The sequence below is a fragment of the Dyadobacter sp. CY347 genome, from assembly GCF_021502655.1.
Taxonomy (GTDB): domain Bacteria; phylum Bacteroidota; class Bacteroidia; order Cytophagales; family Spirosomataceae; genus Dyadobacter.
This window is the reverse complement of record NZ_JAKFFT010000002.1, coordinates 647,207-670,296: the sequence shown is the minus strand read 5'-3', so window position 1 is coordinate 670,296 and position 23,090 is coordinate 647,207. Positions and strand designations below refer to the sequence as shown.

The following is a 23,090-nucleotide window of genomic DNA, read 5'->3' as shown; positions in this document are numbered from 1 at the left end:
TTTAAATTGGTTTTTAATGGTAGGGTATGATAAATAGAATTTATCAACAAATGAACTGAAATATTTCAATACATTGATTCGGAATACTAGCAAAGTTTTCAACTATATTGGCATAAATAACTTGTTAATAGCTTCTTTTTGTAATTATTTGTGAAACCGCAATTACTGAAAGTCCCCAAAGGCCTGCAAAAATCGTTCAGTATCCGGCGCGATGTGGTCCTTTACTTTTACAACCGCTGGCATTACCACCCCGAATTGGAGCTCATTCACATTGAGCAAGGTTCGGGCACACAGTTCGTGGGCGACAACATTCAAAATTTCCAAAGCGGCGACCTGCTATTGATAGGTCCTAACCTTCCCCATTACTGGCGCTGTGACGAAAAATATTTCCAGCGTGAAAGTCAGTTGTACGCACAGGCCACAGTCGTGCACTTTTCGCTAGACCTTTTTGGCAACGCATTTCTAGACTTGCCTGAAAATAAAGCCATTCGTGAATTACTGCTCAAAGCCAGGTTTGGGATGAAACTATTGGGTGAAGGGACGGAAAATGTAAAGACGCTTTTGCAAGAATTATTGGACCAAAAAAGCGGGAATGCGGTGATTTCGCTTTTGCAAATTCTTGAAAACCTGGCACATTGTTCTGAAAAGAAAACATTGTCCAACACACATTATCAGGAAGAATATGACCAGTTTGACACCGATCGCATTAATCAGATCTATCAATATTCGATCAGCAACTTTCAGAAGAAGATCTCTATTGAAGAGATTTCGGAGATCGCGAACATCAGTCCACATTCGTTTTGCCGCTATTTTAAAAGCCGGAGCCGGAAAACTTACTCACAGTTCTTGCTGGAACTTAGGATCGGGCATGCTTGTAAATTGTTGTCCGAAACCAAGTTGCCCGTTGCGCAAATCTGCTTTGAAAGCGGTTTCAACAACTTTGCCAATTTTAATAAATATTTCAAAATCCACACCGGCAAGAGTCCTTTGGCCTATCAAAAGGAATTCCGAAAAATTGCCGTTCACTTGCCTAATCTCGAAGTCGCATGAAAATCAACGTTGTCAATATTTTTGAAAAAACCATTTCCGAAGCAGAACTGCACATAGCGGATGGCATTATAAAGAAAATCAACATTACGGGTCCGGAAAATCCATCATTGCCTTACGCCATGCCCGGCTTCACGGACGCGCACGTACATATAGAGAGCTCAATGCTCACGCCTGCACAATTTGCCCGGCTTGCGGTTGTGCACGGAACGGTTTCCACGGTTTCTGATCCGCATGAAATCGGGAATGTGCTGGGAGTAGAAGGCGTTGAATTTATGATCACTGACGGCAAACGCGTGCCGTTCAAGTTTTGTTTTGGCGCGCCTTCATGTGTTCCTGCGACAGTTTTTGAGACTGCTGGTGCTGTGATTGACGCCGATCAGGTTGGGCAGTTGCTTGCTATTGATGACATTGGTTATCTGGCAGAGGTCATGAATTTCCCAGGCGTCATCAACGAAGATCCGGATATGATGGCGAAGATCAATTGGGCTAAGCATTATAGTAAGGTGGTCGATGGCCACGCACCTGGACTTCGCGGTGAAGCGGCCCGAAAATATGCTTCTCACGGCATCACCACTGATCATGAATGCTTTACTTATGATGAAGCCCGAGAAAAAATTGATTACGGAGTTAAGATCCTGATCCGCGAAGGCAGCGCTGCCAGAAATTTTGAAGCCCTAATCCCGCTTATTGCTGAGTTTCCCGAAATGATCATGTTCTGCTCGGATGACAAGCATCCCGATAATCTCGTTGCCGGGCACATTAATGTGTTGGTAAAAAGAGCATTAGCACATGGTTACGACATTTGGAACATTTTGTTTGCAGCGTGCATTAACCCCGTTTTACATTACAGTTTGCCGGTTGGGCTGCTTCGTGAAAATGATCCTGCGGACTTGATTATTATTGATAATTTAAGTGACTTTAATGTAAAAGAAACATGGATCAATGGTGCGCTTGTAGCCAAAGATTCCATTTCACTAATCCCAAATTTGCAGAGCGCACATCCGAACCGGTTTGTTTGCGAGCCCAAAACAGCAGCCGATTTTATTTATAAAAATGAAAATAAATCTGAGCCGCAAATAAGGGTCATTGAAGCATTGGAAGGTCAACTGATTACGAATGAAATCATTGCAAATGCAAATGTGCAGAATGATGTAATTTCGGCTGATCCGGACAATGACATTTTGAAAATTACTGTGATTAACCGTTATGAAAATGCTAATTCCTCTGATCGCCCCGCAGCTGGCCGCCCGGCGATCGCATTTATCAAAAATTTCGGACTGAAAAAAGGCGCCATTGCTTCGTCGGTTGCGCATGATTCTCACAACATTATATGTGTGGGTTGCGATGATGAAAGTATAGCCATGGCCGTGAATGTGATTATCGAAGCGAAAGGTGGAATCTCGGCCGTAGGGAACGGGAAGACGCATTTAATTCCGCTGCCGATCGCAGGAATTATGACGGATTCGGACGGTTATGAAATTGCGGCTGCCTATACATTCCTTGACAATTTTGTAAAGGAAGAATTACTGTCCACGTTGCAATCTCCATTCATGACGCTTTCATTTATGGCGCTGCTGGTGATCCCAAGGTTGAAATTGAGTGATAAGGGACTGTTTGACGGCGAAAACTTCAAATTCGTGCCGGTAAGTCTTTAAATGGTTACATATTTAACGAAATAGTAACATTAACCTTTGAAATAGAATTTTCTGGCGAAAATATTTTTTTAATACGTTTTTTTATAAATATATTTACAAGTGTAATAATGACCCTTATTACAACGATCAATTCCTAACCCCAATCAAAATCCTTTCCAAACAATGGCTCACCTACGCTACAAGCAAGAAGAAGAACTCTGTTTTTGGGATCAGTTCAGAAAAGGCGATGAAAATGCTTACGCATGCCTGTACCGCTCTTACGTTCACATTCTTTACCAGTATTGCTCACAATTTACGATTGACAAACCACTGATTAAAGACTGCATTCACGATTTATTTGTTGAACTCTGGAAAAACCGAATGACGCTGGGTGACACCACTTCCGTTCGGTTTTATCTTATGGCGTCGATCAAGAGAAAGCTGGTTCGCCATTTGAATGCGCAGCAAAAGCATACAAGCAACGAAGATATTCCGGTTGAATACTGGCATATCAACACGCCTTCTCACGAGAATCACCTGATCTCCGAAGAAGAATTTGAATCAACCAATCAACATTTAAACGTAGCGATCAACGGGCTCCCACGCCGTCAGCGCGAGGCTATCTTTTTGAAATTTTACATGAATCTGAACAACCACGAAATTGCAGATCTGATGAAAATCAACATTCAATCTGTTTATAACCTGGTTTTTGGTGCATTAGGCAACCTGAAAAAGCAAATGACGCTGGACAGACTGACCTTCTGATATTTCTTTAAAAACATCTTTGGAAAAAAGCGTGGCGAACTAAGCCACGCTTTTTTTGTTAAATATTTACGATCACTAACAAACTGAAATAAGACCATTTGAATGTCGCTGAACTCCACGCCACTAGCTGAACGTCTTCGCCCACGCACCCTGGATGATTTTGTAGGCCAGGAAAAATTACTGGGTCCGAATGGCCCGTTGCGCAGGGCAATTTTACAAAATACAATTCCTTCGATGATTTTCTGGGGACCGCCCGGCGTTGGAAAAACAACATTGGCATTACTCATTGCCGAAACTACGAAAAGACAATTTTATAATCTGAGCGCAATCAGTTCAGGCGTAAAGGATTTACGGGAAGTTTTGGCTCGACCATCTGGCTTGTTTCCGGCGATCTTGTTTATTGATGAGATTCACCGTTATAACAAAAGCCAGCAGGACGCATTGTTGGGCGCGGTTGAAAAAGGCCAGGTAACATTGATCGGTGCGACGACAGAAAATCCTTCTTTTGAGATCAATTCCGCATTATTATCCAGAAGCCAGATTTACATTCTGGAAGCTTTTGGTGAAAAAGAATTGAAACAACTCATTGAAAGAGCGCTTGCAAAAGATCAGTTTTTGAAGGAGAAGAATGTCACTTTTGAGTCCTATGATGCACTGATGCGTCTTTCCGGTGGTGACGGACGAAAACTGCTTAATCTTCTTGAACTTGTTATTTTAGGAAAAGGCGAGGAAAAGGACATTGTAATCAACGATGAATGGGTAACCGAAGTGGCGCAACAGAACATTGCGCGCTACGACAAGTCCGGCGAGCAACATTATGATATCATTTCTGCTTTTATCAAATCATTAAGAGGAAGCGATCCAAACGGCGCGGTTTACTGGATGGCGCGGATGATTGTGGCTGGCGAAGATCCGTCTTTCATCGCTCGCAGAATGCTGATTATGGCCTCCGAAGACATTGGAAATGCAAACCCTACGGCAATGATCATGGCCAATGCTTGCATGCAGGCCGTGAATGTGATCGGTTATCCCGAATGTCGCATAATCCTCTCACAAGTAGCGATTTATCTCGCAACTTCTCCGAAGAGCAATGCCAGTTATATGGCCATCGGCGCCGCGATTGAGCTGGCTAAAAACACGGCACATTTACCCGTTCCACTGCATTTGCGCAATGCACCTACCAAGCTGATGAAGCAAATTGGCTATGGAAAAGAGTACAAATATTCCCATGAATTTGAAGGCAACTTTGCCAAGCAGAACTTCATGCCGGATGAGCTGAAAGGCAAGAAAGTTTTTGAACCTGGATTGAATGCAAGGGAAGAAGAAATCCGCAAAAAATTGCAGCACTGGTGGGGAGATTGGTATGGTTACTGATCCTTGTTTTTCAGCTTTTCTTCAAATTTCGAAAACGATAAATCAGGGATTTTATCCACTCTTTGTGGCTTATTCCACTCCCTGGTTAGCTTTTTCGCCATTTTTTCGAGATTTTCATCAGTCTCTTTTTCCCGGAGAGCATTGGTTTCGTCAGATATCGGTTTGATCTTTTTCATACACTGAGATGCAGAATGCAATACTAAAAGACAGATGTTTCAAATTACGCAAAGATGGTTTTTATCGACCAAATATCAGAAACATTATCCATTTTTATAAGCAAACATTAACCTAAATGACCCCATCTTGTCCGAAAATCTCCGGCCAACATTAAAATCTGCGAAACTATCGTTTAATTCTACTTTTTCCGGCTAAAAAGATAATGTTTTAAGTAAAGAATTCGTTAAGTTTGTGTTGATAATCAGACAACTGATTATCAAATAACGTTGAGTAAAATCAGACATCCCGGATACCCTGTATTTGGGATGTTTTTTTGTGCCCAACTAAAAACAAAAAATGCACAGCCAGACTGTGCATTCAGATATGTGGTGTTAGCAAGAATAGTTTGTCAGTCAGGAAGTGCTCAGTGCCATTCTACTTTTCTGAGTCTGGCTGCATTGCGTTTCAGAAACATGTTGTCTGCAACGCTATAACGATCATCACCTGGCGATTTCTTCAACTGGGTAATCAGCCACACGCCGCAAAAAGTTGCGCCTATCAGTAAAACAATAAACAAATATGGTCCGATTGCGTATATACTTTGAAGTAGCTGTGTCATAGTTTCCAGTTGTTAGTCAGGTTGCTGATATCTTGACTGGAAATGAAAAATAATCGTACCAGATGCTTGTTCCTCGTTGTCCGCCATCTGATGGCTAACATTTAGTAAACTTGTAGAATTGCAAGCAGTTAAGTGGCGAAAAGTGTGGAATATCAGCCGCTATTTTCAGCTTTTCAACAGGTTTTCCTCCTTCAAATAACCCAGATACTCACGGAATTCATAGCCCGTCATTTCGGAAATCTGCTTCGAGAAAAGCTTGTGTTTCTTGTCTGGTTCGAGCTGCGACAGCGCGTCCGTAATGAGGAAGGTCAGCACGGGGTTCCACCGGTTCAATGTACTTTCGAATGTGGTTTCCGGGTCACTCAATTCTTTGCTGATAAAATGCAGCCCCTTGGCATCTGCCAGGAGCCTGAGCACTTTCAGATATACTTGTTGATTTTCATCATACTCCGGCCTCTTGCCGATGCCTTCGTACTGAAAGAGGAAATCCTGGATCTTGTATAGATCCTGCATCGTCGAGTCGTGGTCTGCCATGATTTTAATGTTAGTAAATCGTTTCTGCTTAATAAATTAAAATCATGCCTTATTTTGATTTATTAAGACATTCCGGCATACAGAAAAACCAGGAAAAAGTTTCAGATGGCGGCGTTAACGACCTTTGTATCACAGCCTACAACAGAATTGTTGACATAACCAACACTGATCCCGGAAACCTTTGTAGCCTTTTTGGCCGGCAGTGGCGTCTTGATCGTTACAATTTTGGAAGTGATCACTGCCTGCGTATCCGACAGATATTTGAATTCTACTTCAATGTTCTTGATCGGCGAGGCAGAGGTGTTTTCAATAATCATGCTGTGAATGGCGATCCCACCTACGGAATGCCATTCGTTTTCGAGGATTTTTATTTTACTGATCAGCTTTTCCCTGCTTTGTGAACCTATGGCGCTAAGCGAGTCTGCCTGGCTGATCACTTCTGTTTTGGATTTAACAACAGGTTTTTCTTTGAGGAAATCAAATTGTTTGTAGTAGTAGAGGATGTAAATGAATGCGCAAACGGGAACTATGGCGCTAACCCATTTTAAAAAAGGAATAAAGAACTTCTTGAACTTGGCTTTTTTGCCTCTTCTTCCTGCCATATATGTTTTGTTAACGTTCTTGGGATTTTTGTGATGGTGTTATACGCAAATATACCGATCCGCCGCTGCAATTTTATTCATGTGGTCCTTTTTTGACAAGATAGTGCTACAAACAAAAACAAACCGCTGGTTTTGCCCAGCGGTTTGTATGTGTATCGTGTTGAACAGGACTATTGTCTTACAAATCTGTGTGTAGCAATTGTACCATTATTATGGATAACCTGCACCACGTATGAGCCGGAGCTCAGGTTTCTTGTGCTGATACCTGTGCTCAGTGCGTTCGATGCTTCAAATACTGTTTTGCCCAAGGCGTTAACTACTTTTACCTGCTTAACATTAGACCAGTCGGTCAGGTTAAGGTTCAGATTTTCAGCGTTGCGAACAGGGTTTGGATACAGGAATGCAGTGCTTGCAAATGATACATTTTCGATATGGCTGTAAGCAAAAGTCTCATCCAGATCCACCATTTTCAGTCTGTAAAGGTTTTGTCCATCCAAAGGTTTCGCATCCTGGAAAGAATAGAACTGTTGCGTAACACTCTCATGGTTTGATTTCACAGAACCGATCTTATCCCACTTCTTACCGTTCTGGCTGCGCTCAATGTCAAAACGATCACTATTCGTTTCCGAAGCAGTAGACCATGATAAAGAAGTCGTTGATCCTTCGGCCGCTGCTTTGAAGCTTACGAGGGTCACTGGTAATGCTGATTCAATAGCAATTTTAAAAGTGGTTACAGCAGTTTGTCCAAATGCATTTGTTGCCTGAACATCAAAGAAATAAACGCCTACCTGACTTTCGCTGGTGCCACCTACCAAGCGCCCGGTTGATGATAAACTTAATGTGCTAGGCAGTGAACCAGCTGTTGTTCTTGCGTTAACGAGCGTAACACCTGAAAGTGTGTACGTGTAGTCACCAAAAACGCCACACTCGATGTCAAATCCGGGCTGGGCAGGGATGGTTGGATAATTTGAGTCAAAACTAAACGATAACGCATCATCCAAGTCAATATCAATGATTTTATTTGTCCGGAACGTACCCAGATCGCCACCTGTAAATGTAATGGGTGTGCGCGCACTAACCTCATGGATGTTAAGGCTGTTCAGCGCGGTTAGAACGCCTCCCACTGTAATTTCCACTCCATCAAAAGCAAAATTAGGAGCGAATGCAATTGTAGCGGGCTGTGAACCATTGAAATCTAGCAATGTGACGCCTAAGAGAAGACTTTGCAGCGTCTGAGCTGTCCCAACTCTTGCATTTCCTAATCTCGCCTGAATCGTGATGTCCGTCAATACGGTTGCGTCTGCCAATAACCCGATCTTCGAAAGCGTTGCAACAATTTGGGTAGTACCAGGTAGCGTTTTTGTAAAGCGAATCACCTGAGATACATCAGCAAGCACGCTTGCCTCAGCAGACTTTAATACCGAGTATGTAGCCATGTCACCATCAATTGCATCCTCTGGATTAATTAAGGCGTTTGCAAGCGTTACGGTTACACCATCGGTTTCAGCGGCAGCGTTTGTAAAACTTGGTACAGACTCACATGGCGTAAAAGTAGTGGTTGTATAAGCAACAGCATGATCAATGTCTATTGTTGCATTGCCAACTGCTACATTAGCTATTTTCTCAAAATCGTATGTTACACTAACCATCGTGTACGCACTAGTAGGCTTTACCGCCAGGAACAATGCTCCGGAAGGATCTCTTACCAGTTTTGACGTTGTTGCTCCACCGTCGGAAGTTGCAGTCAGTGCATTCGTATTCAGGAGGCCTAGTAGTCCTACCAGCTGGTCAAGATCAACACCAATAATAGAGGTTTCAAGATCAGTGATCCGAACATATGTTGTAATGCCTGCTGCTATGCCAGGATTGAAAACTAAGTTTAGCGTTCCCTTACTGGAGACGGCAACAGTAACTTCAAGCGGAGGAAGCCCAGTGGTAACAGTCAAACCTTGAACCCTCATTCTAGCTACACCTCCGCCGGGTCCGCCAGCTGCATTTTCCGGAGTTGTGGCTGTGGCGGTGGCGGTGAGCTCGTTGGTTGGTGTAAATGTTGCACTACTCGCATATTGCTGCGCAAAGGCACCCTGCGCAAGCAGCGAGAAAATCATGAGTAGACCTAAGGTTGAACGTGAACCTTTCATGGCCAATTTTCTAATTAGTTGACGGATAGAAATTTTCATAGTAGTAAAAAATTTAGATAGTGATTATAAACCGTTATGTGAATAAAGGGGCGTTGAGACGCTATGGAAATAGTGTGCAGCGGCCCAAGGGCCGACGTTTCCGGGATTTATTTGTATCGTGGAGGCCTTCCAGAGACATTGCTGGAAGTTGGTATCAGGACTTTGGGATTCTTACTCTGTAGATGTAAAGTTTAGCTCATTAAATGGTTTTAAGGTTGATGATAAATTGAAAGTAACTGTTGGTGATTATAGTAGTAGTTTGTTATAAAATAGCCACTAATACTTCTTCCAAATAGTAGTTATTTGCAAATGTATCTATTAAAAGCACAAAAAATACCCGCATAATATTACTATGCTGAACCCCCCAAATTTTAGCGGGTATCGAGCTAATTCTATCCACATCTTTCTTAGATTGGTTTTACTAAATTGCGGATCAGGAGGTTGAAAAATTGAGGTTATTAAGCTAACTTAATGTTTTAGAGCGTCCTAGATAATCAACATTGCCAATCTGTGTCGTAAACAATTGCTAGTTACTTACGTCAGTCTGTTATGCCATGAAAATTAGATTCGAGCAAACCATTGACGGCTCAAACTATATTATGAGCCGATATCAAACTAATTCTATAAATATTGCTTTGGTCGATGAGCTTGTACTGCTCACCGACTCATTGCGCAATATTTTTTGTGAGATGCCGGAAGTTAATGCGGTGATGTCTTACACGGATGGAAAGGAGTTTTTGGCCGATCATGCAACATTCCTGCCCAATATTCTGATCATGGATTGGGCCATCAATGGCATGACCGGCTTGGAGCTCCTGAACCTGACGAGAAACTCCGTGTCAAAAGATCTTAAAATCATTATCCTTTCCTCTGTTACAGACGTGCAAACAATAAAGCATGCGATCAGAAGAGGCGCGAATGGGTTTCTGCCAAAATCAACGTCACTGGATGAGCTGAAAGAAGCCATTGCCAGTGTGATAGCAGGCAAGCAATACATTGGAAAAGGCATTCGGGACAACCTGATTAACAGCGTTTTTACCGACGAACAGGTTGTGCTGCACCTGTCACCACGTGAGAAAGAGGTTTTGCAAAAGGTTTGCAGCGGCAGGACGATCAAGGAAATCGCTTACGATTTAAAACTTAGCGCGCACACGGTCCAATACTACCACAGGTGCGTTATGGACAAATTGAAAGTGAAGAGAACGACGGATCTGATCGTGTACGCCATGCAGCATGGGCTTTACATCCCTGAAGTGAAACAGCCGGTAAATGTTTAGTTTACCGGCTGTTTCAATGATCGCTAATATTTTAATGGTTGAATATTCCGTAAAAGTCAGGAAGCGGATTCAATGCTGTGTTTTTGCGCTGATGCCAGTAAGGATATGTGGGTGATTTGTCACTCGCGGCATCAAGTTTCTTAACCTGTTCAAGGTTTAGATTCCACCCGACTGCTCCCAGATTTTGTTTAAGCTGCTCTTCATTTCTTGCCCCAATAACCACATTGCTTACCGTAGGACGCTGCAAGAGCCAGTTTAGCGCAACCTGGGCAACCGTCTTGCCAGTTTCCGCAGCCATTTCGTCCAGTACATCAATCAGATTAAAAAAGAATTCTTCCGGGATTTCGGGGCCTTCTCCCCCGCCCTGCGCGATGCGCCCATCAGATGGAATTGGCTGGTTTCTTCTGTATTTTCCGCCGAGCCTTCCGGCAGACAACGGGCTCCAAACGATTGTTCCAATTTTCTGGTCCACGCCCAGCGGCATCAATTCCCACTCAAACTCACGACTGAGCAGCGAGTAATGCGCCTGATGCGCAATGTATTTGGACCAGCCGAATCTTTCAGAAACAGAAAGAGATTTCATTAAATGCCAGCCCGAAAAATTCGAACAAGCAATGTATCGCACTTTCCCGGCAGTGATCAGGTCGTTCAGAGCGCTAAGTGTTTCTTCGACGGGTGTATTGCCATCAAAACCGTGCATGTGGTAAATATCAATATAGTCTGTTTTAAGCCTGCGGAGGCTGTCTTCACAAGACCTGACAAGGTGAAACCGGGATGAGCCGAAGTCATTTGGCCCGGATCCCATTTTGAAAGTTGCCTTTGTTGAAAGGATGATCTTATCCCGCAAACCGATGATCGCCTTCCCCAGAATTTCTTCCGAAAGACCCTGAGAATAAACATTTGCTGTATCAAAGAGTGTAATCCCAGCATCCATACAAAGGTTGACAAGACGCGCTGCTTCGTCAGTCTGGGTATTTCCCCAGGCTTTGAAAAAATCACCGCCGCCTCCGAAAGTGCCTGTTCCAAAGCTCAATACGGGTACTTTCAACCCCGATGCGCCCAATTGTCTATATTCCATATTGGTAAGATTAGAATTTTCAGTTGCAAATTCGACAAAAAAAGATGGCATTCTTCCGAATGCCATCTTTTTCGCTTTATTAATCTCTATATGAGCTCTCTATCGAGCATTATTTTCAGCCAACCCAGATTAGTTAGGAACGTTCGTCCCAGCATCTTCACGGTCTCTTTTTTTACGCTTCTTGTCTTTTTTGCTTGATTTATCATTCATCTGATCATCACCCGAATTTGCGTTCAAAGTGCTTGTTCCGGCATTTGAATTGGTTTCAGATGGTTGCGTTGCAGTAGACTGTGACGTTCCCTGTGTCGCATTCTGATTGGTAGAATCGGGCGTCACTGCAGCGGTTGTTCCCGTGCTTTGTGGCCAAGCCGATGTTCCGCCCGCGCTGCTTCCCTGTGATTGTGAACCCGTTGTGCTTTGCGATCCCGTTGTTCCGGTTGTGCTGGTTGTTCCTTGCGATTGGCCGGTGCTTTCGCTCGTTCCGGCTCCCTGCATCTTACCATTTTTGCCGGTGGTATCCATAGCAGGGCGTGCTGCTCCCGCTGTTCCAGTGCTCTGTGGCCAGGCAGAAGTTCCACCTGCGCTATTTCCTTGCGATTGTGTCGAATCCTTATTCGTTGAGCTGGATGACTTTGTAGTTTGGTTGGTCGTTTGCGCATAGGAAGTGCCGCACAATGTCAGCATCAAGATTCCTATGCTTATTCTTAGCTTTTTCATTTTATTGGTTGTTGATGAGTTAATTTCCCTCAACCACTCAATAACTGTTCCAGCAACGTTCCCGATTGCAGGCAAAACCTGTCATTACCTGACATATAATAAGCTTCGCTTTTCAACTGCGCTGCTCCTGGTGTCTTTGTTCAGAAATTTTCCCTTCAACTTTGTGATGCGGAAGTATTCCGGTGTAGCAAGGACATCTACCTTTAAGCCTGCCTGAATCAAGCTGTCTGCGAGCTCAGGTGAAGTATAGATGTAGCATGGCTTTTTGGCCATGAATGCATCCAGATCCTGGCTCGTATGCACGAGCTTGACATCGCCAGGCGCATAAAATTCAAGGGAATAGGAAAATGATTTGTAAGCTGCAATAGGATGTTCGGGATCCTTTTCCCAAATCGTTTTTGCCGCACTCCTGCCCGATTGATATTGTAGCAAGAACGGATAGAAAAACAGGAACAGGAAGATGTAAATAATGGCTGCCATGGCATAACCATTGTACAAAACGCGCTGCAATGGGTCCCGGAACTTGATAATGTTCACGACTGCCACGATGAAACAGGTCAAGCCGGTAGCGAGCCATTCATTTTTCAGTCCGGTCAGATATAGCAGGCCAATGACCGCTATCGCCACAACGAACACCAGGACTTGCTGGATCTTTGCCAGAATAGAAAGCTTGACGTGTCGCGCTTTTTGATACAAAAAATACCCGGTAATGATAGAAAAATAGGGAAACAGGATCACAATGTAATGCGGAAGCTGGAACCTCGACAGCGAAAAAAGGATGAATGTCAATAATGTGCTGCCGTAAATAATCCAGCGCGAAGGCATCCGGTTGGTGTCAAAACGAATGAGATAAACAATGGCACTTACCAAACCCACCGACCATGGAAGAAAAGCCCATAGTGTTGTATGCATGAAAAAAGTAGCATTTCCACTTCCCTTGATCGGCCCGGTGTTGAAAAACCGTCCGAACTGGCTATCCCAGAAAAAGAATTTCAATCCCGAAACACCGGTTTTTCCAAACATAACCTTTTCCGGATGCAGGTCAAACTGCGCGTATAGGCTGTACAATTCGGGGGTTATAAAAAGGAAACAAAGAATGAGCATAACCCACCAGCGGTAATTGATGAATTGCTTCCACTGGGACGTAAAAACCCAGAAAAGCACCCAGCCGCCTCCGATGGTGAGGAGCACAAAAATGCCTTTTGTCATGATCGCGCATGCGGCGAAAAGCGCAGCGGCAACAATGTGGATTCCGCTCTTTTTTTGGTAAACACATAACATATGCCACACGGCCGCAATGATGCACGTCGTAAGATAAGGCTCTGCTCGGACGTCAAAATTGGCCAATGTGCTGTGCAATGCAACAGCGGAAACCAACACCGAAATCCTTGCGACAGTGATGTTGAAGAGATCCCTGGCCGTCAGGAACGTGTAATAAAGACCTAAAAGCCAGAAAAGGAATGCGGGAAATTTATAGGCAAAACTGGTTATACCAAAGATCTTGTAACTGATTGCAGCCATCCAGAACGGGAAATGAGGCTTATCGAGCCAGTCGTGGCCATCGCCCCATAAATTGATCCAGTCACGGTGCTGGACAATGTGCTTGGCAATAGTAGCGTACAGCGCTCCGTCCGGTTCTATAATTTCCAGCCATAAGCCGGGAACATTCAATGCAATGCCAACGATCAGTAACCAGGGAAAATAACGCTGCAAAGCACGCTCAACATCATGCATAATAGTTTCTTTTCATGCCAAAATACCTAACGCTTCGTGAGAATGTTGCAAACATACGAAACGGCTGCATTATAAGTAACCGGCATTTTAAATAAGAAACAAATGGATTGAATCGCGGAATGTCATGAAAAGACAATGTCAAGCGCAGATAAGCAGCATGCCCAACGAAGCAAAAATCAATTTAGTTAGCAGTAAAATCTTCGAAAAAACCCCTCAGCATTTCACTATGGACTATCTTATTACAACTTTCAATGCTAAGCGGTTTTTGCTGGTAATCAATAACCTGGCTATAATTCAATGCTTTGTTCATTTCAGCTTCTTCTGTCGCTGAGCTGACCATCACAACATGCACGCGACTAAGATAGGACCGGTCGCTTATGGCTTCAAGAAACTCCCAGCCATTCATGACGGGCATGTTAATGTCCAGCAAAACAAGAAAATTGGTTTGTTGTGACGTATAACTGTCCAGATATTGCAATGCATCGGATCCATTGTAGCATAAGACAGTATCATGTAAAATACCTGATTTTTTCAGGAACATCTCGTGGAGGAACAACATGATTTTGTCATCGTCTACCAAAAGGATTTTCAGGTCGCTAATCATCTTTGCTTTCTTTATCTGCCTTACTCACTATTTCTATCATTATGTGTTCAGATCGGTTGAGGAATGCCACTCGGAGACAGCCAGCGGATGCATATTCCTGCTTCCCCAAATTCCCATATTCCCCAATTTCTCTATCATTAACAATATGTAAAAAAATGATCCCGTGTATTGCCGGCATAGCGCAAACTCGCGTGGCACAATTATTACTCGCCTCTTTCTCAGTCACCAGCAGCATTATTGCTAATATTTAATTTTATGAAGCGCACAAAAATATATTTCATTGCAGCAGCACTCCTATTCGCAAACGTTGCCTGTGACGACGACACGGCCGGGACGGATGTTACCGCTGAACTTGATAAACAATTTATGCTTTCCGCTTCTGACGGAGGTTTGTTCGAAATCAATGCCGGGCAGGTTGCATCCTCAAATGGCACAACCACCGCACTCAAAGCTTTTGGCCAGCAAATGCTCGATGAACATACAGATATCAAACAGGCGCTGATGAAAATTGCTAAAGACGCCAATGTAGATCTGCCGACAACTTTGTCGAATGCAAAACAGCAGAAACTGGATTCATTGTCTGCACTTTCAGGAATAGCATTTGATACGACCTATATTAAAATGGTGGCCATTTCACATGAAGAAGCGGTTAACTTGTATGAAATCCAGGCGACGTCTGCCCGGAACATTGACTTAAAAGCCTTTGCGGCCGACAACCTTCCCCGGTTACGAGCGCATCTGGAAAAAGCCAGATCTATGAGAGATTCGATCCAGTAAAATACTTCCTGGGAAAAAACTAGAACCAGAATCCGATCTGGAATGCGATCCGTGGCTTTTCTTCTTTCTTTTCTTTTGGAATAAATGCGCCTACGGCCAAGGTGAGAACGTCAACCGGCGCAAACCAGACGCCGCCACCGTAGTTATAATGTAAGGATTTTGACTCCTCATCATCCAGCCAGACGCGGCCATAATCAAAGCTTCCAAACACACCGTATGTAAGCGGCAATGTTGGGTTATAGCTGCTGCCAAGGCGGATTCGAAGGTCTGTATCATGCCAAATGCTGCTGTGTCCGTAAAAACGCTCTGTGCGGTAACCCCGTAAGCCCTGCTTTCCGCCTAATGTTGGCATTTGAAAAAATTCGTAACTGTCACCAAAGATCAGCCCCGCTCCGACCTGTGTGGCCAGGATAATGTTCTCCTTTGCATCTAGGCTGGTATAGTAGGCAAATTTCGTCCGGAATGAACCGAAGTTGTTTTTATTGTCAAGATTTGTAGTCCAGTTAAAGCCAGCATTAAAACGGATTCCGGTGTGTGGTGCGAAAATGTTGTCCACACTGTTGAAGTCAAATTGCAACTTACCCCCGGCGAACATTTTTGTTTCGAAAACATCATCAGACAACTCATTTTCTGCACTCGTAATGAACCTGCCGCCCGTAGGCTGAATGTCCGACAACTCGAAGGTTGGCCCAATTGTGACGAACCCAGCTGTTCCGCCAAAGCGTTTTTTTAATGCTGGATAAATGTGTAAAAAGCTTTGTCTTACCCGGTAAAAATCGGGATCGTCAACAGGCCGTTCCGTGTCATTTCCCAATCCGGCGTAGTTGAATGCATAGGTGGGACCGTGATAATAAGTGTCCAGATAAAAGTCCAGCTTCTTGAAAGCGTTGATAAAATCGCCGGTGTAATTGACCTTAAAACCTTTCGTAGCAAAGGCATAACTCGCACCAAATGCATGCAATGAGGCATAAGGTTCTTTTTTAAATCCATAACGCATCCACGTAGCGCTTGCGCCGAGCAGAAACCCATCGTCAGGGTTAACGCCCAAAATGGGCGCCGGGATGGCAATGTCGTAATTGCTGTCCGCGCTGCGCCTGTCATACACATTGTAGCGGTAAAGACTTGTCCGTTTGTCCTTCGTATCAGGCCCGGAAACGACCGTGTTATTTCGCAGATCGTCGTAGATCAGTGTTTTCTTTTTTCCACTGCCAGTTTCAGTACTATCATTAAATACATCCGTCCCCAATCCGCCGATTAATCTCACCTGAATGCCTTCTACCGCATCTCCTTTTATGATAAACTCGTCATCGTCGCCATTGCCATATACATTGATGGTCTTCGTAATAGTGGCGTCAAAAATGCGCTCGTAATTTAAATGTTTGATATGCCTTTCCTTTCCGGTTTCGTACACAGACACCTTTGTGCGTTTGTCATCCAGCCTTTCCACCACCACGCGTTCATTTTCTTCCGTGCCGATCACATTTACATTTTCATTCACAAATTCATAATGTGTCCTGGCGATTTCGAGCAGGTTATCGCGGCGACTTTTCATGTTTCGGATCAGGGCTGGTGAGGATATTTTCCGGGCTTCTTCCGGCCAGCTGGCAAATGCAGAGTTAATGACTTCGTCGGTCAGGTTGGTCTGGATAAATCTTGCCTGCTCTTCCCATTGATCCCAGTTAAGCCGGGTAAGGAATGTTCTGTCAAAAAGCCGGGCGCTCCATGTAGTCCATTTCATACTCTGGATCTCAGGGCTGAAACTTTGCAGCTGCCTGAGGAATGGCAATGTTAGTCGCGCCACACCCGTCAGCAACCCGTCATACATGGAAAACGCCTGATCGCGGTCCCGCGGGATGGGGCGATATAATGTGGTCCCGTCTTGCTGCTTCACCGACGACCACGCCCACTGGTCATCATGCCGGTCCCAGTCGCCGATAATGAAGTCAAAAAGCCGCGTCCGGACTGCCCAGGCTTCGTCCACTTTGTACTTACCGTTTTCCAGCATGCTTTCAACCAGTTCAGGGGTGCTCACAATTTTATCAGGATTTCCAAAAAACGCAGCCTGCTTCCATTTTTTGCCGTCCGGACGCTCTTCAAGCAAGTTCATCGTGCCGCCAAAAAGCGCATTATAAGTAGCCAGCCTGGGTTGCGCCGGCACATAATACAGTTTTGGGTTGGTGTGATAAACATGCACCGCATCCGCCAATATGGGCATACAAAGCGGCGCGAACGGGTTGGTAGACAAGAAGTTATCCTCGACCAAATATTTCGCAGCGATCATTTGATTAAAAGGAAATGGCAAAAACCGGCTCACATCTTTGGTCAGGCCTCTTAATGCATATTCTTTTCCGTCGCTGTCCCGCAGGCGCAGGGAATTGGTCTGGTTGCCGCCGCCTTGCTTCACGGGCGTCAAGCCTCCCTTAAATTTGTTGAGGTCAAGATTTGGGAATGTATATTTTCGAACGTACAGGTCCCGGTTGTGCTGCCCGAGCAGGAATTTATGAAAGCCACCAACGGGCTTTACCTCATTGCTGGTCACATAACGGCTTGTCGAATCATTATGCTGGTTATATTCTGTAAATGCGATTGTTGAATCGGGTAATTCAATGGTTTGTTTATCCTTTATTTTTTTACGAAAAACCAGTTTTGCCTCTTTTCCATCTGCGCTTACTTCCCAGAAATTAGTCCAGGCTTCCCCGCCTTCGTAAAAGTTAATGGTTGAATATCCCAGCCTGGATGAAGCAAACTGCGAACCCTTACCCAGACTTACCGGACTGTTTTTACTGCCGCTTCCACTGACGATAAATTCCTGATTATCATTCTCAATAAACTGCAAAGCATGCTCATGACCGCTGGCGAAAATAAATTTGCCGTTCTTTTTGGCCCCGGCCATTACGGCTGTGCGCAGGTCTTTGTAATGCTTGTTGGCAACATCCTGTTTGGACCCAATGGTTGCCCGGAACAATGCGCTAATGCTGCCCAAAACGGGCAACGGGATCCAGAGTTCGGGATTCAGCTCGGTAAGCGGGAAAATGTGCTGCTTAATCGTGAATCGTCCTCCGTGCGGCCCGTATGTGTAAGGCGGATGATGCATGGCAAAAACCACATTCTTATTGCGATATTTCCGGACGACATTCTCAAAAACAAACCGGAATTGTTCCCGGTTTTTGATCTCGCAGCCATCATTGACCTTGGAATCCTTATCCCAATCCGTGAGCCACCATTGTGAATCCACGACGATGACCACCACATTATCATTCAGTTCGATCACTTCCGGGCCTGAACAGCCGTCTAGTGGCAGAAAATAATTTTCGAAATTTTCCTTGTCGGTTATACCGCGTTGTTCATTGATATATTTATCAACAAATTTTTCCTGACGCTTCAAACCCTTTACGCCCCAGCCGCGCCAATCGTGATTTCCTGGCAGGAAAATGGGTGTTCCTTTGAATTTATCCAATGTTTCGAGCTGGGAAATGATCCTAAACTCGGCCACTTTCCGATCCGCTGAATCCTCCGAAGGCGGCATGCCGGATTCGTAAATGTTATCTCCTAAAAACAATGCAGAACTGTTCTTCGACTCGGACTCCAGTTTTGTTTTGAGATATTCCAAAACCGGCGCGCGGCTGTCCGGCGAATCGTTTCCGGCATCACCTATCAGGTACATGGTGTGTTTCAGAACGAGATCGGGCGCCGGTGCGTCCCGTTCCCAGTTAACCGCTTCTTTTGAAAACTGGGTTTTATAGCTGGCGCAGGAAGAAACACCAACCAGCAAAATGAAAAAAGCAAAAACCCGCAACACGCGCTTCATCGGCTGATTTTTTTAAACTTTAAAATGTTGCCCGAAAAAAGGTCGTCCCCTTCATTGGAAATGTAAAGGTTTCCCTGCTTGTCGAAAATAATGCCTTCTGGCTGGATAAACACGTTTCCGTTCAGCGTATAAGCCTCTTTCACTTTCCATTGACTGTCCGTCACAACCATGAGTTTGTTCACTGCCGAGAGAATGTACCAGTCGTTGGTCAACGGATTTTTGGCGAGGCCGGATGGCCGGAAGCCGCGCTCCACTTTTCCTGTAATCGCTTTAATCTCATCAACATGGATAGAAAACTCACCTGAAATCCGGGCGGAATCTTTATCCGGCTCAAAAATATAGCCCGTAACGCTGCTCTTGGAATTATCCTGTTCACAATTCTTGCAGAGAATGTAAATCTTGCCCGAAGCCTCTTCACCAAACATGCCTTCGTACTCTCCTTTTGGCAGTATTTTCTTCGTTTCCCTAATCTGCTCTACTTCTTCAAAGACTGCTTCGCTCAAAGGAAAACTATAAATGACACCATTGCTTTTCAGGACATATACAGTGTTCTTTATAATGGTCACATCTTCATAATCACCTTTTTTAGCAAATTTGACATTCAACTGTTTCGCCTCGTCCCAGCCCAGACGATAAAGTCGGCCGTCTTCATCCTGGACCGCATAAACTGTGTCCGGATTACCCTGGTTTAAGGTGATACCCGAGATCTCAAAAAGGCTTTCCGGCATGTTGAATTTTTCGGGCTTGCCCAGGTCATAATCTTTATATACGATCTGCTCCTTCTTCGTCGAGTCGCACCCGCCCAAAGTCAGCAAAGCCAGCATACCGAGCTGTTGTAAGAATGTTGCCATATTTTTTTAATGCGTTTTTAGTTCGGCCAGGTCTTCTGATAAAAGCCTGTAAATTTCCTCCTGCGAACGGATCCCTTTGTTGTCCGTTTTGAGGGAAATGTTGTTTAATTCACTATCGATCAGGACCGCTTGTTCCGTATCCTGCCATTGCAGCTCAATGATCTCCATCATTTTTGCTTTGAGCTTTTCGCTGTAAATAGGGAAACAAACTTCAATACGGCGGTAAATGTTCCGGTTCATCCAGTCGGCAGAGCCCATAAAAAGCTCAGGCTGACCATTGTTATGGAAAATAAAAACCCGCCCGTGTTCCAGGTAACGGTCTACGATCCGCTTCACTGTAATATTTTCACTCTGCCCTTTCACCCCCGGCACGATCCGGCAAACACTGCGCACGATCAGCCGGATGTTAATGCCTGCATTCGACGCTTCATACAGTTTGTTAACCAAGATTTCTTCTTCGAGGTTGTTCAGTTTAATGGTAATGCCTGCCTGGCGGCCGTTTTTTGCGTGTGCGATCTCGCGGTCTATCAGCTGCACGAATTTAGTCTGCAGGTTGAATTGGGCTACGAGTAAATGCTGGAATGCGATAATGTCGGAGCTGTCAGGTTTTTTCTTTTTACTTAAAAACCTAAAAAGTGTTTCTGCTTCACCGAGCATAGGCTGGTAAGCAGTAAGCAAAATATGGTCAGTGTAAAAACAGGCCGTTCCTTCATTGAGGTTTCCTGTTGCCAGCAGCCCTAGATAGGGACAGGTTTCGTGTTTTCTCTTCACCAGAGCAAGCTTAGCATGCACTTTCAGCGCATTGACGCTATGCACGATTTTCACTCCGGCCGATTTCATTTTCTTCGCCCAGCGAATGTTGTTGGCTTCATCAAAACGTGCTTTCAACTCCACCAGCACAGTTACTTTCTTGCCATTCTTCGCCGCGCTGATCAGTGAAAATGCAATTTTCGAGTCATGGGCCACACGATACATGGTCGTATAAATCTCTTCAACCTTCGGATTAATCGCTGCTTCATTGAAAAACCGAAGGATCGTATCGTAACTCTGATATGGCGCGTGGACCATTAAATCCCGTTCGATGAGTGAGTCGAACAGAGAATTATTTTCGTCTACACCTTCTATTCCCTCTATGGCTGGCCATTTCGGGTAGGTTTCGGCAGGCGGGCTTACGGGCAGCGACGCCAGATCTTTGAGGTTATGATAACGCCCGCCCTGCACCACAGAAGCGCTTTTTAATTCAAAAAAAAAGATAATGTTCTGCAAATGCCGCAAAGGCAAGCCCGGCTCGAACAACAACCTCGTAGCAAAACCCAGATCACGCTTGATCAGCTGTTTTTCAAATTTTTCGGCAATGTCATCTCCGTCTTCATCCATCATATCAAGCTCCGCATCGCGCGTTACTTTAATGTTGAATGACTCAATGCGGATGGCTTCCGGGAAAAGGCTTTTCAGGTTGCGTTTGATAATGTCTTCGAGGAAAATAATGTAATCCTGCTTCCCCTTCGTAATTTTCAAGAAGCGGCTCAGGTTTCCCGCTGGAATGTTCACAAGCGCAACCTGTTCTTTGTCAGGCGAATATTGTAAGATTACTACCAGATACAGCTGATTGTTTTCCGGGAAAAATGAGGTGCTTTTTTTCAGAATAACGGGTTGTAAAAATCCTGCAACCTGCGCGAAGAAATAGTCATTGGCTATATTTGCAATGTCGTCGGGAATCCCATTCTTATAACAAAAATGTACGCCCAGCTTGTTTAGGGAAGGAATGACAGACTCACTCAATATCCGTCCGAACTCATCCTGCTGCTGGTTAATGATCGTTCCCGCCTTGCTGTAAGCATCTTCGTTTCGGTCCTGGATCTCCTTTTTTTGCAGGTAAGGCATCCGGACCCGGTAAAACTCATCAAGATTAGAGGAAAAAATCGAGAGAAAACGAATGCGTTCCATCAACGGCACCGCTTCATTGGCCGCCTCCTGCAAAACACGTCCGTTAAAGGAAAGCCAGCTGATATCACGGTTGAAATAGCGGTACTTTTCCATCATTCATCAATGTTCAAAAAGTGCGGATGCAAACACAAAAGCTATGACGGACACGACTATACCGAACATAAACACATTGTAAGCAATGCGCAGCAACCTGTACTTTCTTCCCAACACAACGCCCTGGGAATAAACATCTTTGGTAAGGCTTCCGTATAAAAACTCACGGTCGTTCATCATGCGCTGCATGCCATTGGAATAGTCGCTAAATGACATCCGGTAAAAATTCCCGAAGAAAAGCAGGTTTACATTTTTCGTATCAATATCCTCCTGCGTGAATGTGCCATGCGGGATCGTCGGGCGGGTGGAAAGGATTGAAAACACCATTGTGATCATGCAGATAGTCAGTAGAAGCATGGTAGGAATGATGAGATACGTATTGTCTTCCAGCTTTCGGATGAGAACGCTTAGCAGGACCGAAATAATAATGGATGTGGTTGTGATCATGATATGTGCCTTATTATCAGCCATATCACTCAGTCGCTGGTGGTTATTGGAGCTGATCCGGAACATGGTTTCAATGCCTTTGTCCGGACGGTCATTCTTTATTTTTTTGATGTCCATGATTTCAGGCGCCGTTGCCAGTGTAAAAGGTTGCGCTGCGGGTTCAATAGCAGGCGTTTCAGCTACACTAAGCGTCTTTTCCGGAATGCCCGAAGTTTCGAGCTCTTTTTCTTTCAGCTTTTCAATGTTCTTTCGCTTCTGCTTATCCAGCTGGTCACGGCAAAAGTCGGTTTGAAAAGTATGCGATTCCAGCAATGCAATGGTGCTTTTGCGCCATTGCGCCTTATCCATTTTTTTACCGGAACGCTGCTCCGCTTCTTTACGGACCAGCTTGTTCCAATCCGAGAATTCGGGCGTTCCAAAATGAAACAGATCGGCATCACAAACCACTTGCTGCAAGAAATTTGTCGGGTTTTGCGGCCATATGGTCGCCAGGATGCACCCTTCTACTTCTGCAATCACGCTCTCCTCTATTTCTTCTGACCGCAGGAAACCGGCCGCGAGTGCAGCTCCGCGCTGTTCATGACCAGCCGCTTCACCCGTGCTGTAACCCGTGTCATGGAACCAGGCTGCGGTAACGACAATGAATGTTTCTTTGTCTTCCAGACGATAATGGTTGGCAATCTTGACTGCATTGGACACAACGGCTTCGGTATGCACCAGGTTATGGTAACTGAGCTGCGCCAGTTCTTTTGTACCAAAAAAATGATGGACATAATGCCTTACCTTATCGAGCCGATGGTTGTAATTCATAGAAGTTCAATTATTTAGCGCATTCAACATTGC

19 protein-coding genes are annotated in these 23,090 nt (G+C 44.6%); 6 read left to right on the top strand and 13 right to left on the bottom strand.

The features are described from left to right. The first annotated feature begins 150 nt into the window (after window positions 1-150). The 4 genes from L0659_RS03605 to L0659_RS03590 all read left to right on the top strand — a co-directional run bounded on the left by L0659_RS03605 (window position 151) and on the right by L0659_RS03590 (window position 4,823). Entirely contained in the window at window positions 151-1,050 is a 900-nt protein-coding gene (locus L0659_RS03605; protein ID WP_235124255.1) for an AraC family transcriptional regulator, read from the top strand. Further along, window positions 1,047-2,705, top strand: coding sequence for an adenine deaminase (gene ade, locus L0659_RS03600; RefSeq protein WP_235124254.1), 1,659 nt, complete (start codon window positions 1,047-1,049; stop codon window positions 2,703-2,705). The genes L0659_RS03605 and ade overlap by 4 nt, the downstream gene beginning before the upstream one ends. Window positions 2,706-2,867: 162 nt before the next feature. After that, on the top strand, window positions 2,868-3,449 hold the full coding sequence (locus L0659_RS03595) for an RNA polymerase sigma factor (RefSeq protein WP_026631654.1): 582 nt from the start codon (window positions 2,868-2,870) through the stop codon (window positions 3,447-3,449). Between the two features lie 102 nt (window positions 3,450-3,551). Further along, entirely contained in the window at window positions 3,552-4,823 is a 1,272-nt protein-coding gene (locus L0659_RS03590; RefSeq protein ID WP_235124253.1) for a replication-associated recombination protein A, read from the top strand. Here L0659_RS03590 and L0659_RS03585 read toward each other — a convergent pair. The 5 genes from L0659_RS03585 to L0659_RS03565 form a co-directional block, all read right to left on the bottom strand. After that, on the bottom strand, window positions 4,817-4,999 hold the full coding sequence (locus L0659_RS03585; protein WP_235124252.1) for a hypothetical protein: 183 nt from the start codon (window positions 4,997-4,999) through the stop codon (window positions 4,817-4,819). The two genes, L0659_RS03590 and L0659_RS03585, sit on opposite strands and share 7 nt — an antisense overlap. Before the next feature lie 404 nt (window positions 5,000-5,403). Further along, a complete protein-coding gene (locus L0659_RS03580; protein WP_235124251.1) occupies window positions 5,404-5,598 on the bottom strand; it encodes a hypothetical protein in 195 nt (64 codons plus the stop codon). Between the two features lie 165 nt (window positions 5,599-5,763). Next, a complete protein-coding gene (locus L0659_RS03575) occupies window positions 5,764-6,132 on the bottom strand; it encodes a hypothetical protein (RefSeq protein ID WP_235124250.1) in 369 nt (122 codons plus the stop codon). 101 nt (window positions 6,133-6,233) lie between these two features. Then, complete coding sequence (locus L0659_RS03570; RefSeq protein ID WP_235124249.1) at window positions 6,234-6,734, bottom strand: hypothetical protein; 501 nt, start codon at window positions 6,732-6,734, stop codon at window positions 6,234-6,236. 170 nt (window positions 6,735-6,904) lie between these two features. Further along, on the bottom strand, window positions 6,905-8,875 hold the full coding sequence (locus L0659_RS03565; protein ID WP_235124248.1) for a T9SS type A sorting domain-containing protein: 1,971 nt from the start codon (window positions 8,873-8,875) through the stop codon (window positions 6,905-6,907). A gap of 593 nt (window positions 8,876-9,468) precedes the next feature. Between L0659_RS03565 and L0659_RS03560 the strand changes: the two genes are divergently transcribed. Further along, entirely contained in the window at window positions 9,469-10,191 is a 723-nt protein-coding gene (locus L0659_RS03560) for a response regulator transcription factor (protein WP_235124246.1), read from the top strand. 31 nt (window positions 10,192-10,222) lie between these two features. Here the strand turns inward: L0659_RS03560 and L0659_RS03555 are convergent, their stop codons facing one another. The 4 genes from L0659_RS03555 to L0659_RS03540 all read right to left on the bottom strand — a co-directional run bounded on the left by L0659_RS03555 (window position 10,223) and on the right by L0659_RS03540 (window position 14,324). Beyond that, a complete protein-coding gene (locus L0659_RS03555; protein ID WP_235124245.1) occupies window positions 10,223-11,269 on the bottom strand; it encodes an aldo/keto reductase in 1,047 nt (348 codons plus the stop codon). A 129-nt stretch (window positions 11,270-11,398) separates the two neighbouring features. After that, a complete protein-coding gene (locus tag L0659_RS03550; protein WP_235124244.1) occupies window positions 11,399-11,986 on the bottom strand; it encodes a hypothetical protein in 588 nt (195 codons plus the stop codon). An 84-nt stretch (window positions 11,987-12,070) separates the two neighbouring features. After that, a complete protein-coding gene (locus L0659_RS03545) occupies window positions 12,071-13,720 on the bottom strand; it encodes a glycosyltransferase family 39 protein (protein WP_235124243.1) in 1,650 nt (549 codons plus the stop codon). Between the two features lie 181 nt (window positions 13,721-13,901). Next, window positions 13,902-14,324, bottom strand: coding sequence for a response regulator (locus L0659_RS03540; RefSeq protein ID WP_235124242.1), 423 nt, complete (start codon window positions 14,322-14,324; stop codon window positions 13,902-13,904). Between the two features lie 255 nt (window positions 14,325-14,579). On the opposite strand from L0659_RS03540, the gene L0659_RS03535 reads away from it, so the two are divergent. After that, window positions 14,580-15,101, top strand: coding sequence for a DUF4142 domain-containing protein (locus L0659_RS03535; protein ID WP_235124241.1), 522 nt, complete (start codon window positions 14,580-14,582; stop codon window positions 15,099-15,101). Window positions 15,102-15,120: 19 nt separating this feature from the next. Here the strand turns inward: L0659_RS03535 and L0659_RS03530 are convergent, their stop codons facing one another. The 4 genes from L0659_RS03530 to L0659_RS03515 are packed head-to-tail and all read right to left on the bottom strand — an operon-like array spanning window position 15,121 to window position 23,057. Continuing rightward, window positions 15,121-18,909 carry a metallophosphoesterase gene (locus tag L0659_RS03530; RefSeq protein ID WP_235124240.1) on the bottom strand — a complete coding sequence of 1,263 codons (3,789 nt, stop codon included), beginning with the start codon at window positions 18,907-18,909 and terminating at the stop codon, window positions 15,121-15,123. Then, complete coding sequence (locus L0659_RS03525; protein WP_235124238.1) at window positions 18,906-19,760, bottom strand: SdiA-regulated domain-containing protein; 855 nt, start codon at window positions 19,758-19,760, stop codon at window positions 18,906-18,908. The genes L0659_RS03530 and L0659_RS03525 overlap by 4 nt, the downstream gene beginning before the upstream one ends. A gap of 6 nt (window positions 19,761-19,766) precedes the next feature. After that, a complete protein-coding gene (ppk1, locus tag L0659_RS03520; protein ID WP_235124237.1) occupies window positions 19,767-21,803 on the bottom strand; it encodes a polyphosphate kinase 1 in 2,037 nt (678 codons plus the stop codon). A gap of 3 nt (window positions 21,804-21,806) precedes the next feature. After that, window positions 21,807-23,057 carry a Pycsar system effector family protein gene (locus tag L0659_RS03515; RefSeq protein ID WP_235124236.1) on the bottom strand — a complete coding sequence of 417 codons (1,251 nt, stop codon included), beginning with the start codon at window positions 23,055-23,057 and terminating at the stop codon, window positions 21,807-21,809. Between the last annotated feature and the right edge of the window lie 33 nt (window positions 23,058-23,090).